The sequence below is a fragment of the Sorangium sp. So ce131 genome (assembly GCF_051519095.1).
GTDB lineage: Bacteria > Myxococcota_A > Polyangia > Polyangiales > Polyangiaceae > Sorangium.
Genome location: NZ_CP150455.1, coordinates 10762390 through 10774050 on the forward strand (window position 1 = coordinate 10762390; position 11661 = coordinate 10774050).

An 11661-nucleotide genomic window follows, 5' to 3' on the forward strand; every position below is an offset into this window, starting at 1 on the left:
GTCGCCCGCCCGCTGGGTGAGCTACCTTCCCCCTCGCTCGTTCCGTTCTCCCTCGTCGATCCATGCCGGCAACGTCCCGCGCCGCCGCCCAGAGCCTCGCCGCCGCCTTCGGCCTCGCCGCCGTCCTCGCCGCTGCCCCGCCCGACGCGCGCGCGGGCCTGCTCGACGAGCCCCCGCGGCGCGCGACCTTCAACCTGGACGAGACGGCCGCCCTGGAGCTGCCGCTCCTCCGCGCCTTCCGCAACGCCGCGGTCGAGCGGCCCGGGCCGCTCCGGCTCTACATGAGCAGCGCCTACGGCAAGTGGCAGCACCAGCCGTGGTGGCAGCTCGCCTGGGGCAACACGAGCGCCGACGCCGAGAATGTGCTCGGCGAGCGGGCGCTCGCCGCCGCAGGCCTCGGCACCGCGGCCTCCCCGAGCGCGTACGCGCCCCTGTCCCCCTTCGCTGAGCCCGACACCTTCCACCTCGAGCCGCTCGCCCCGACCTGGTTCAGCCCGCTGGAGCCGGGCTTCGACCCGCCGCTCCTCGAGAGCACCGGGGCGAGCTTCTCGTCGAACGGCTTCGACCTGCTCTGGGGCCCGCCGAAGAAGCCGCCGCCCGACTGGCGCTGCCGGAGGGGCCCGGTCCACTTCGCGCGGTACGGCGGGCAGCACGACGCCTTCGAGCTCGTGCGCTGCGACGGATCCGTTGCGCCCGGCGCGCTCGATCACCTCTCGATCATGGCCCGTCCGCCCGAGGCCCCCGACCCGGGCGCGCTGCTGCCCGACGAGCCCGACGCGGAGACCTGGCGACGGGCGCTCGAGTGGGTGCCCCAGGTCCGCCTCGTCCACCCGCGCCTGCTCTGGCTGCTCCAGCAGATCGCCGACGCCTTCCCGCGCCGCGGGATCCACATCTACAGCGGCTACCGTCCGCGCCCGCCCGCCGACGACCCGGGCGCGCCGGGGAGCCCGACGAGCCCGACGAGCCCGACGAGCCCGACGAAGAAGCGCTCCGGCGGCCACCACAGCCAGCACGCCGAGGGGCGCGCCATGGACATCCAGGTCGCGGGCATCCCGAACGCAGCGCTGTTCCAGTTCTGCCGCACGCTGGACGACGTGGGCTGCGGGTTCTACCCGAACAGCAAGTTCGTCCACGTCGACGTGCGTCGCCCCGGCGCCGGGCGCGTCTTCTGGATCGACATCTCCAGGCCCGGCGAGCCGTCGGAGTACGTCGACGCCTGGCCCGGCGTCGTCGAGCGCGGCGGGCTCTCGCGGGGAGCGCAGGGGGGCACCGGCGGCGCGACCCCGCGCTGACCCCGTGCGGCGTGCCCTCACGCTGACCCCGCGCGGCGCGACCCCGCACCGAACCCGCGCAGCAGGTGCGCGCGACGCCCGCTTTCCGCGCCTGACATCGCCCGCTCGTTCACACCTGCCGCGCCCCTTCGCCTCGGTCGACCGGCCCGCCGCGCGCTGCGCCCGGGCCGCTCTGCAGCCCACGCCCGCGCCCGCGCCCGTTCCGGCTGGAGGATGCCCGGGCGCGCGGCGAGCTTGCCTCGTCGAGATCGGTGATAAACTTGGCTTCCCCCGAGGCGCGCGGCGCAAGACGGGGGCGGAGGTCGGCTCGCCGGGCTCTGCTCCCCACCTCCGGCGGCCAAGGCCGCCCCGCGTTCGCCCTGGAGAAAAAGGTGCGAAATGGGCGAGTTGCGGACAGGCATGGTGGACAAGATCGCGGCGATGCAGGACTTCGCGCTCTACCGCGATCTCGCGTGGGAGGGCTCGTTCGAAGACTACCTACAGGTCGTGCGCCAGAACCCGCAGGTGACGCGCAACGCGTTCCAGCGGGCGTATGACATGATCATCCGCTACGGCATCGAGGAGTACACCGACAACAAGAAGAAGCTCATCCGGTACAACTTCTTCAAGGACGAGATGCACGGCGGCGCCGACGCCGTGTACGGGCTCGACATCCCGCTGATGAGGCTCGTCCACGTCCTCCGCGCCGCCTCCGAGGGGTACGGGCCGGAGAAGCGCGTGATCCTGCTGCACGGCCCGGTCGGCTCGTCGAAGTCGACGATCGCCCGGCTCCTCAAGAAGGGCATCGAGCACTACTCGACCACGCCCGACGGCGCGCTCTACACGTTCGACTGGGTGAACCTCGACGACGTCGGCATGGCCGGGACGGAGAGCGCCCGCTTCAAGTGCCCGATGCACGAGGAGCCGCTGCGCCTCATCCCGCCGTCATGGCGCGACCGCGCCTTCCGCGAGCTCGGCCTGTCGAGCCCGCAGTTCCAGGTCCGCACCGAGGGTGAGCTCGACCCGGCGTGCCGCTTCATCTTCAACCGCCTGATGGACAAGTACGGCGGCGACTGGTCGAAGGTCATGCAGCACGTGCGCGTCCGCCGCCTCGTGCTCAGCGAGAAGGACCGCGTCGGCATCGGCACCTTCCAGCCGAAGGACGAGAAGAACCAGGACTCGACCGAGCTCACCGGCGACATCAACTACCGCAAGATCGCCGAGTACGGCTCGGACTCGGACCCGCGCGCCTTCAACTTCGACGGCGAGTTCAACATCGCGAACCGCGGCATCGTCGAGTTCATCGAGGTGCTGAAGCTCGACGTCGCGTTCCTCTACGACCTGCTCGGCGCGTCGCAGGAGCACAAGATCAAGCCGAAGAAGTTCGCCCAGACGGACGTCGACGAGGTCATCATCGGCCACACCAACGAGGCCGAGTACAAGAAGCTCCTGAACAACGAGTTCATGGAGGCGCTCCGCGACCGCACGATCAAGATCGATATCCCCTACATCACGAAGGTGTCGGAGGAGATCCGGATCTACGAGAAGGACTTCAACAAGGAGAAGATCCGCGGCAAGCACATCGCCCCTCACACGCTCGAGGTCGCCGCGATGTGGGCCGCGCTCACCCGGCTCGAGGACCCGAAGAAGCACAACCTCTCGCTCGTGCAGAAGATGAAGCTCTACGACGGCAAGGTCCTGCCCGGCTACACGCAGGACACCGTGAAGGAGCTCCGCAAGGAGGCGTCGCGCGAGGGCATGGAAGGCATCAGCCCCCGCTATGTTCAGGACAAGATCTCGAACGCGCTCGTGAACGACCTCGGCGAGGGGACGATCAACCCCTTCATGGTCATGAGCGAGCTCGAGAAGGGCCTGCGCCACCACTCGCTCATCACGAGCGACGAGCAGCGGAAGCGCTACGGCGAGTGCATCGGGATGGTGAAGCGCGAGTACGAGGAGATCGTCAAGAACGAGGTGCAGCGGGCGATCAGCGCCGACGAGGACGCGATCCAGAAGCTCGCCGCGAACTACATCGACTCCATCAAGGCCTACACCCTGAAGGAGAAGGTGAAGGACCGCTTCACCCGCGAGGACGTCGAGCCGGACGAGCGGCTCATGCGCTCGATCGAGGAGAAGATCGAGATCCCCGAGAACCGGAAAGACGACTTCCGCCGCGAGATCATGAACTACATCGGCGCGCTCGCGGTCGACGGCAAGAAGTTCGAGTGGCACACGAACGACCGGCTGCGCCGCGCCCTCGAGCTCAAGCTGTTCGAGGACCAGAAGGACGCGATCAAGCTCCAGACCCTGGTGTCGAGCGTCATCGACAAGGAGACGCAGGAGAAGATCGACATCATCAAGACCCGGATGATGAAGTACTTCGGGTACAACGAGGTCTCGGCGCGCGACGTGCTCGACTACGTGGCGAGCATCTACGCGCGCGGCGACACGAAGTAAGCCGGTCGGGCGTCGGCGGCGCCGGCCTCGCCCAGGCCCGGCGCCGCGGCCTCCCCCTCGCTCACCCCTCCCGCCGCAGCCTCGCGACCTCGCGCTCGAGCGAGGCCACCGTCCGCTTGAGATCGCGGATCTCCTCGGCGGTCGCCAGGCCCATCGCCTTGGCGAACGTCTCCTTCTGCTCGGCCGTGAACGATGAGACCCGCCCGGGCACGCTCATCGCCGTCATGAACAGCCGCATGAACCGCTCGTCCTGCATCAGCTTCGCCACGTTCGGGTTCGCGGCGAGCTTCATCCCTTCGGTGACCAGTTTGTCCTTCAACGTCATGCGGGCAGCCTAGCCGAGTTTGGCCCGCGCGCGTCAGCCGACCTCGACCAGCACCGCGGTGATGTTGTCCCGCCCGCCGCGCCGGTTCGCGAGGTCGATGAAGAGGTCGACCGCCGCCTCGCCGCCCTGCGAGGCGATGCTCGCGATCTCCTCCTCGGTCTGCAGGTAACCGTGCAGGCCGTCCGAGCAGAGCAGGTATCGATCGCCCGGCTCCACCGCGACGATCGAGGTGTCGACCTCGACATAGTCCCTGTTGCCGACCGCGCGCGTGATCACGTTGCGGTGCGGCGAGCTCCTGGCCTCGTCCGCAGAGATGAGCCCATTCTTGATCTGCCAGGCGATCAGCGTGTGATCCTCGGTCATCTGGACGGCGGTCCCGTTGCGGACCTGGTAGATGCGGCTGTCGCCCACCTGGCCGGTCACGAGCGCGCCGCCCACCACGAGCGCCGCGCTGATCGTCGTCCCCATGCCGCTCTTGTCGCGGTCGAGCTCGGCGATGGCGAAGACCATGTACGTCGCCGCCTGGATCGCGCCCTCCAGGATGCGGAGCACCGCCCGCGCCTTGGGCTGCGTCAGCGGCTCGTCGCGGTCCCCGATGGCGGGCAGGCCCCGCTTCACCATGCCGTAGATCGTCTCGACCGCCTCGGCGCTCGCGACCTCGCCGGCCGCGTGCCCTCCCATGCCGTCCGCCACGACGTAGAGGCGGAGGTCGTCGTCGCGGAAGAACGCGTCCTCGTTGGCGCGCCGGTGGCGGCCGACGTCGGTGCGGCCAAACGACTGGATCCTCATCGAGCTTGCCCGGTCCTTGATCGCCGCCCCGTGGGGAGAGCCCCGAGGCGTCGGCGCGACGATCGCACGATAAACTTCTTCGGCAGGGCCTGTCGAGTGGGCGGCGGCTCGGTTAGGATGGAATAGCCAGCATGGCACGAAGCTTCTCCGCGACCTGTGGGCCGGATGGCCTCCATCAGCACCTGGCCGACCTGCGCAGCGCCGTGCCGTCGGCGTCGGGCGGTGTCGTCTTCGTCTCGGGGCAGCTCGCCCAGCGCGCGTCGAGCGTGGCCGAGCTCGTCCGCACGACCTGGCGCGGCGTCCCCGCCTGCGTGGTGCCGGCCGCGGGCGTGCTCAGCGAGCGCGGCGAGATCGAGGGGGACACCGCGGCGAGCGGCGTGCTCTGGTCCGGCGGGCGGGTCACGCCGTTCGCGCTCCCGGAGCGCGCCGCCGAGCCGAGCCGCGCGCTGCGCGAGGCGCTCGTCCGCACCATCGGCCACCGCTCCGCGACGGCCATCCTCTTCGCCCGCCCCGGCGCGTTCGCGCCCGAGGCGCTCGAGGCGCTGGCCTCCTGCGCGCCGAACGCCTGCCTGTTCGGCGCGGGGACGGCGTCCGGCTCCGCCGTCGGCGTGACGGCGCAGGGCGAGCTGCTCGAGGGCCCGACGACGGGCCTCGCGATCACCGGGTTCGCCCCGCCGATCGTCGACGCCTCGCCCGCCGCGCGGCTGCTCTCCGGCTTCCACGCGGTGGAGGAGGCGAGCGGCGGCGTCGTGCTGCGCGCCGGCGGGCAGCCCGCGCTCGACCTGCTCTCGGCCGCGACCGCGGCGCTCGGCGAGCAGGCCAGCGCGCAGCCGCGCATGTTCGTCGCGCTCGCCGACCCGCCGGAGGATCCGCGCGGCGCGCGCGGCGTGGACGACGGCGCCGCGCCGCGCGGCGAGGCGGACGACCCGGCGGCGCCGCGCTACGTGCTGCGGCCCATCCGCGGCATCGATCCGTCGCGCCGCGGGATCCTGATCGGCGACGACGCGCGGCCCGGCGCGCGCCTCGCCTTCGCCGTGCGCGACGCCGCCGCCGCGCGCGCGGGGCTCGAGGGGATCGCCCGGCAGATCTCCCGGAGCGCGCTCGGATCGGCCCCCCGCTTCGCCCTCTACCTGAGCTGCGCCGGCCGCGGCCAGGGCCTGTACGGGGCGCCCGACGTCGAGGCCCGCATCCTGCGCCAGCGCTTCGCCGATCTGCCGATCGCGGGCATGCACTCGAGCTTCGAGATCGCCCCCTGGGCGCCGGGCCAGGCCAGGCTCGCCCTCAACACCGGCGTGCTCGCGCTCTTCCGCGCGCCGAGCTGAGCGGGCGCCGCGCGCGTCAGCGCTCGCGGTACACCGCGATCACGGCGGCGGCCCGCCGCGCCACCTCGGCGTGCACGGCGGCGAACCGCGGCGAGCCGCGGAGCGGCGCGAAGACGGGACAGTGATCCATCCAGAACAGGTCGAAGAGGCCGTCGGCCAGCGAGAGCTCGAGCGCGGTGAACGCGAGCTCCGGCTTGCCGACGAACGCCGCCAGCTCCGCCTGGAGCTGCCGCAGGAACGACGTGCGGCGCAGCGTCACGCTCGCGCCCTGCGCCAGCGCGGACACCACGTCCGGGAGCTGGTCGTCGAGGATGCCGGCGAGCAGCCGCGTGAACGGGTCGGGGAGCTCGGGGAAGGCGCTGCTCACGAGCTTCTGCTCGAGCTTCGCGACCACGTCCGGGTCGCGCAGCCAGAGCGCGCGGCGCATGAGGGCGACGGACGAGCGCGAGCCGCTGCTCTCCTGCCCCGTCGAGAACAGCTCGTTGGCCTCCTCCCACCTGCCGAGGAGCGCGTACGTGCGCGCGAGCGCGAACAGCGGGGTCGCCATGTACGGCTCGCGCGCGAGCGCGCTCCGCGCGCGCCGGGTGCCCTCCTCGACCGCCCCGCACTCGAGCAGGATCTGGCTGACCAGGCCCTCCACCTCGGCGTCGCCCGCGCGCGACGCGAGCGCGGCCTTGAGCTCCCGCATCGCCCCGACCACGTCGAGGCGCTGGAACCGCACCGCCGCCATCGCGAGCCGCGCGTCCGGGAGCCCAGGCGCCGCGGCCACGGCGCGCGCCGCCGCCTGCGTGGCCAGGTCGCCGCCCTGCTCCGTGAAGAACCACAAGCGGGCGCGCGCGAGCGCGTACGCCGAGAGGATCATCGGGTCGTCCGGCGCGCGCGCGAGCGCCTGCTCGAAGAGCGCGATCGCGCGCTCCTGGTGCTCCTGCCAGAACTGGCGGTACTCGTGGCGCCCGCGCAGGAACAGGTCGAGGGCGACCGGGTCGCTCGGCGCGGTGCGGCTCGGCGCGGAGCAGTCGGGCGTCAGCGCCTCGACCACGGCCTCGGCCACCTCGTCGTTGATCTGCAGCACCTCGGCCTCGGGGCGGTCGAAGCGCTTCGCCCAGAGCTGGAAGCCGTCGGCGACGCTGACGAGCCGCGCGCTGATGCGGACCCTCCCGTCGCGCCGCCGCACCGAGCCCCCGACGACGACCTGCACCCCGAGCTCGCGCCCGACCTCGCGCGGATCGAGCTCGCCGCCCGCGCGCCCGATCGCCCCGCGCGGCCTCACCCGCAGGCCCTTGGTCATCGAGAGCGTGTCGATGAGGTCGTCGGTGAGCTCCTCGGCCAGGTACACGTCGGACGGGGGGCCCTGGTTCGCGAAGGGGAGGACCGCGACGCTCTTCGAGCACCGATCGAGCGACCCGGAGGTCCCCCCGGGGCTCACCGGCCGCTCGTGCGAGGAGGGCGCGATCGGGGGCGCGATCGAGGCCGGGCGCGTGAGCGAGGCGAGCTCCTGGGCGACGCCCTCGACGGTCGCGTACCGCTCGTCCCGCTCGCGGGCCATGCAGCGGAGCACGACGCGCGCGAGGCCGTCGGGCACGTCGGGCCGCCGGAGGCGCGGGTCGGGGGGGTCGGCGACGAGCCGCGCGGCCGCGACGGCGAGCGGCGCGTCGCCCTGCCACGCGCGCTCGCCCGTGACCATCTCGTAGAGCATCGCGCCGAGCGCGTAGAGGTCGGCGCGCGCGTCGATGTCGTGGACGCCCTGCACCTGCTCGGGCGCCATGTACGCCGGCGTCCCCAGGACCGAGCCCAGGGTGCTGCCCGCCCCGGTGTCCGGCGCGAGCGCGCGCGCGATCCCGAAGTCGGTCAGGACGACGCGCCCGTCGCGCCCGAGCAGCACGTTGTCCGGCTTGAGGTCGCGGTGGATGACGCCGGCGCGGTGCGCCGCCTGGAGCCCCGCGCAGACGCCCTCGGCGATGTCGAGGATGCGGCCGACGGAGAGCCGCTCGCGCGCGAGCAGCGCGGCGAGCGGCTCGCCGTCGATGAACTCCATCGTCAGGAACCGGTCGCCGCCGTGCTCGCCGATGTCGAAGACCCGCGCCACGTTCGGGTGCGTCACCTTGCGCGAGAGCCGCACCTCGCGCTTGAACCGCTCGAGCACCTCGGGCGCGCCGCTGAGGTCGCGGCGCAGCACCTTCACCGCGACGGTCTCGTCGAGCTCCCGGTCGCGCGCGCGGTACACGGTGCCCATGCCGCCGACGCCGACCAGCCCGAGGAGCTCGTAGCGGCCGGCGAGGACCTGCCGCGGGCCGGTCCCGACGCCCTTCGCCGGGTCGGCGCTCTCCTGCGTGCCGCTCGCCGGGTGAAGGTGAACCAGGGTGGCGTCTTCCTTGAGGCTCTGCGGCATAGAGGGATCCCGGCGGCGTCCTCCCCCCGGTCGAGGCTAGCGCAGGTCGGCGGGTCGAGCACCGCCTTCGCAGCAGGTCCCGCCGAGGTGCTAGGCTGCGCCGCCCATGCCAGAGGCGTCGAGCGCCATCGCGGTGGAGTCCCTCTCCAAGACGTACCAGGTCCACGAGCGCGCCGCCGGCTTCGCGGCGACCGTGCGCTCGGTCTTCCGGCGCCGCTACAAGATCGTCCACGCGGTCGAGGATCTCTCGTTCTCGATCGCGCCCGGCGAGCGCGTCGGCTTCCTCGGCCCGAACGGCGCCGGGAAGACGACGACGCTGAAGGTGCTCTCCGGGCTGCTCCACCCGTCCGGCGGCCGGGTCGAGGTCGCGGGCTTCGTCCCGCAGCACCGCGAGCCCGGCTTCCTGAAGCGGATCACCCTCGTGATGGGCCAGAAGCAGCAGCTGCTCTGGGACCTGCCGCCCGCCGAGACGTTCGCCCTGAACCGCGCCATCTACGGGATCAGTGATGCGGACTACCGGCAGACCATGGGGGAGCTCGAGGAGCTGCTCGGGATCGCCGCGATCGCCTCCAAGCCGACGCGGCAGCTCTCGCTCGGCGAGCGCATGAAATGCGAGCTCGCCGCCGCGCTGCTGCACCGGCCGTCGATCCTGTTCCTGGACGAGCCGACGATCGGGCTCGACGTCGCGATGCAGCTCAGCGTCCGCGAGTTCATCCGCCGCTACAACGAGCAGCGGCGGGCCACGATCGTGCTCACGTCCCACTACATGGACGACGTGGCGGCGCTCTGCCCGCGGATCATCGTCATCGACAAGGGGCGGCTGCGCTACGACGGCGACCTGTCGGCGCTCGTCCGCAGCATGCGCCCGCACAAGCGGATCGCGCTGCGTTTCGGGGGCGCGGTCGACCGGGCGCTGCTCGAGCGCGTCGGCGTGGTCCTCTCGCACGAGGCGGGCCGCGCGGTGCTCCAGGTGCCCCAGGAGGAGCTGCGCCCGGCGATGTCGTGGCTGCTCGGCCAGGCCGACATCGCGGACCTCACGGTCGAGGATCCCCCGCTCGAGGAGGTGATGCGCGAGCTCTTCGCCGGGCGCGGGGGAGAGGCCGGGGAGAGGGGCGGGGACAGGGGCGGGGACAGGGGCGGGGAGGACGGCGGGACGGCGCCGCCGGCGGGCGAGCCGGAGCGCCGCGCCGCCGAGGCCGCGCCGTGAGCTCGCTTTCGCGGGCGGCCCGCGCGTTCCCGACGCTGCTCCGCGTGGGCGTCGCCGCGGCCATGGCGTACCGGGCGGAGATGTTGATCTGGATGCTCACGACGACGATGCCGCTCGTGAGCCTGGCGCTCTGGTCGGCGGTGGCCGCGAGCGCGCCGGTCGGCCGCTTCGGCGCGAGCGATTTCACCGAGTACTTCCTGGCCATCCTCATCGTCCGGCAGCTCACGGGGTCGTGGCTCGTCTGGGAGATGAACATGGACATCAAGAGCGGCGCCCTCTCGCAGCGCCTGCTCAAGCCGATCCACCCGCTCATCTCCTACGCCGCCGACAACCTCGCCGCGCTCCCGCTGCGGGCGCTGCTCTGCCTGCCGATCACGGTCGTCGCGCTCGTCGTGACCGCGGGCGCCCGGCAGCCGCCGACGGCGCTCGATCTCGGGCTCTGGGTGCTCGCGCTCGTGGGCGCCTGGCTGCTCAACTTCTTCACGATGGCGCTGATCGGGTCGCTCGCGTTCGTGATCGAGAGCTCGACGGCGGTGTTCGACATCTACCTCGCGGCCTTCATGATCTTCGCCGGCTACCTCGTCCCGCTCGAGCTGTTCCCGCCGTGGCTCGGCGACGTCGCCCGGGTCCTGCCGTTCCGCTACAGCCTCGCGTTCCCGGTCGAGCTCATCACCGGGCTGCTCGAGCCGGGCCGCGCGCTCGTCGAGCTCGGCGTGCAGTGGTCCTTCGCAGCCGGCACCGCCGCGGCGGCGCTCGTCGCCTGGCGCGCGGGGGTCCGGAGATTCGCGGCGTTCGGGGGGTGAGCGGCGTGCGTTACCTCCGGCTCCTGGCCACGCAGCTGCGCGTGTCGCTCGCGCTCGGGATGCAGTACCGCTGGGATTTCGTGCTCGGCGCGGTGATGACCGTGGTCTGGACGCTGGTCGGGCTCGTGCCGCTGCACATCGCGCTCGCCTCGCGGCCGCCCGTGGGCGGCTGGACGTACGAGCGGGCGCTCGTCGTGGTCGGGTGGTTCACGCTGCTCAAGGGCGTGCTCGAGGGGGCGGTGAACCCGTCGCTCATCAGCGTGGTCGACCAGATCCGGAAAGGCACGCTCGACTTCACGCTGCTCAAGCCGGCGGACGCGCAGTTCCTCGTGTCCACCGCGCGCTTCGAGGTCCGCAAGGTCGTGGACGCGGCGGCGGCGGCGGCGATCTTCGCGTACGCCTTCACGAAGATGGGGCGGCCGCCGGCGCCGGGGGACATGGCGCTCTCGGTGGCCCTGCTCGGGACGGCGACGCTGGTGCTCTACTCGATCTGCATCCTGGTCATCTCGGCCGCGTTCTGGGTCGTGCGGCTCGACAACCTCGCTTACCTCTTCAACGCGCTCTTCGATTTTGCGCGCTGGCCGGTCACGTTGTTCAAGGGGTTCTGGCGGATCACCTTCACGGTGGTCATCCCGCTCGCGCTGATGACCACCTATCCGGCGGAGGCGATGCTCGGGACGCTCGAGGGGCGGACGGCGGTGGCGGCGGTGCTGGGGGCGCTGGCGTTCGGGGGGGTGGCGCGGGCGGTGTGGAAAAGGGCGATAGGGAGGTATACGTCGGCGTCTAGCTGACGTGCCGGGGGACGCCGCGGCGCCGGGGCGCCGGGGCGCCGGGGAGCGATCCGAGGGGCACGCGCCGGAGGGGGGCCCTGCGCGGCAGGGCGCGGGCGGGCGCTGGCCAATCGGCAAGACTGGGGCGGAGGAGCTTGCGCAGGGAACACCGCCCGGCATGTCTCACTTCGGGCCACGCCGGCTGGGACGTTATGGTGCGCGCCACACAAGGCGCGCCTGAGGCGTGGAGCCCGCTGGGAGCTTATGGCACCTCGTTCGGTGCTACAGCGCGCCCGCCCGCGCCCTGCCGCGCAGGGCCCCCCTCCGG

9 protein-coding genes and 1 pseudogene are annotated in these 11661 nt (G+C 72.4%); 7 read left to right on the forward strand and 3 right to left on the reverse strand.

Annotated elements, in window-relative coordinates:
- Nucleotides 1-62 precede the first annotated feature (62 nt).
- Together WMF43_RS39145 and WMF43_RS39150 are read left to right on the forward strand one after the other, a co-directional pair.
- The gene (locus tag WMF43_RS39145; protein ID WP_437672829.1) at nucleotides 63-1292 is read left to right on the forward strand and encodes a YcbK family protein; all 1230 of its coding nucleotides are present in this window, start codon (nucleotides 63-65) and stop codon (nucleotides 1290-1292) included.
- Between the two features lie 378 nt (nucleotides 1293-1670).
- Nucleotides 1671-3728, forward strand: coding sequence for a PrkA family serine protein kinase (locus WMF43_RS39150; RefSeq protein WP_437672831.1), 2058 nt, complete (start codon nucleotides 1671-1673; stop codon nucleotides 3726-3728).
- Between the two features lie 61 nt (nucleotides 3729-3789).
- On the opposite strand, the gene WMF43_RS39155 is transcribed toward WMF43_RS39150, so the two are convergent.
- Complete coding sequence (locus WMF43_RS39155) at nucleotides 3790-4053, reverse strand: hypothetical protein (RefSeq protein WP_437672833.1); 264 nt, start codon at nucleotides 4051-4053, stop codon at nucleotides 3790-3792.
- 33 nt (nucleotides 4054-4086) lie between these two features.
- Nucleotides 4087-4842, reverse strand: a complete 756-nt coding sequence (locus tag WMF43_RS39160) for a PP2C family protein-serine/threonine phosphatase (RefSeq protein ID WP_437672834.1) — start codon at nucleotides 4840-4842, stop codon at nucleotides 4087-4089.
- Between the two features lie 131 nt (nucleotides 4843-4973).
- On the opposite strand from WMF43_RS39160, the gene WMF43_RS39165 reads away from it, so the two are divergent.
- Nucleotides 4974-6164, forward strand: coding sequence for an FIST C-terminal domain-containing protein (locus WMF43_RS39165; protein WP_437672836.1), 1191 nt, complete (start codon nucleotides 4974-4976; stop codon nucleotides 6162-6164).
- Nucleotides 6165-6180: 16 nt separating this feature from the next.
- On the opposite strand, the gene WMF43_RS39170 is transcribed toward WMF43_RS39165, so the two are convergent.
- Nucleotides 6181-8553, reverse strand: a complete 2373-nt coding sequence (locus tag WMF43_RS39170; RefSeq protein ID WP_437672838.1) for a protein kinase domain-containing protein — start codon at nucleotides 8551-8553, stop codon at nucleotides 6181-6183.
- Between the two features lie 247 nt (nucleotides 8554-8800).
- Here WMF43_RS39170 and WMF43_RS39175 point away from each other — a divergent pair.
- The 4 genes and pseudogenes from WMF43_RS39175 to WMF43_RS39190 form a co-directional block, all read left to right on the forward strand.
- Nucleotides 8801-9163, forward strand: a pseudogene (locus tag WMF43_RS39175) (ATP-binding cassette domain-containing protein); the annotation flags it as partial.
- Entirely contained in the window at nucleotides 9158-9760 is a 603-nt protein-coding gene (locus WMF43_RS39180) for an AAA family ATPase (protein WP_437684183.1), read from the forward strand. The pseudogene WMF43_RS39175 and the gene WMF43_RS39180, both read left to right, overlap by 6 nt.
- Nucleotides 9757-10563 (forward strand): ABC transporter permease, encoded by an 807-nt coding sequence (locus WMF43_RS39185; RefSeq protein ID WP_437672840.1) that lies wholly within the window; start codon nucleotides 9757-9759, stop codon nucleotides 10561-10563. The genes WMF43_RS39180 and WMF43_RS39185 overlap by 4 nt, the downstream gene beginning before the upstream one ends.
- Before the next feature lie 5 nt (nucleotides 10564-10568).
- Complete coding sequence (locus WMF43_RS39190) at nucleotides 10569-11354, forward strand: ABC transporter permease (RefSeq protein ID WP_437684185.1); 786 nt, start codon at nucleotides 10569-10571, stop codon at nucleotides 11352-11354.
- Nucleotides 11355-11661: the final 307 nt, after the last annotated feature.

Coding starts and splice junctions, on each gene's coding strand:
- WMF43_RS39155 (WP_437672833.1), bottom strand. CDS start 4,053: ATGACGTTGAAGGACAAACTGGTCACCGAAGGGATGAAGCTCGCCGCG.
- WMF43_RS39145 (WP_437672829.1), top strand. CDS start 63: ATGCCGGCAACGTCCCGCGCCGCCGCCCAGAGCCTCGCCGCCGCCTTC.
- WMF43_RS39150 (WP_437672831.1), top strand. CDS start 1,671: ATGGGCGAGTTGCGGACAGGCATGGTGGACAAGATCGCGGCGATGCAG.
- WMF43_RS39180 (WP_437684183.1), top strand. CDS start 9,158: ATGAAATGCGAGCTCGCCGCCGCGCTGCTGCACCGGCCGTCGATCCTG.
- WMF43_RS39160 (WP_437672834.1), bottom strand. CDS start 4,842: ATGAGGATCCAGTCGTTTGGCCGCACCGACGTCGGCCGCCACCGGCGC.
- WMF43_RS39170 (WP_437672838.1), bottom strand. CDS start 8,553: ATGCCGCAGAGCCTCAAGGAAGACGCCACCCTGGTTCACCTTCACCCG.
- WMF43_RS39165 (WP_437672836.1), top strand. CDS start 4,974: ATGGCACGAAGCTTCTCCGCGACCTGTGGGCCGGATGGCCTCCATCAG.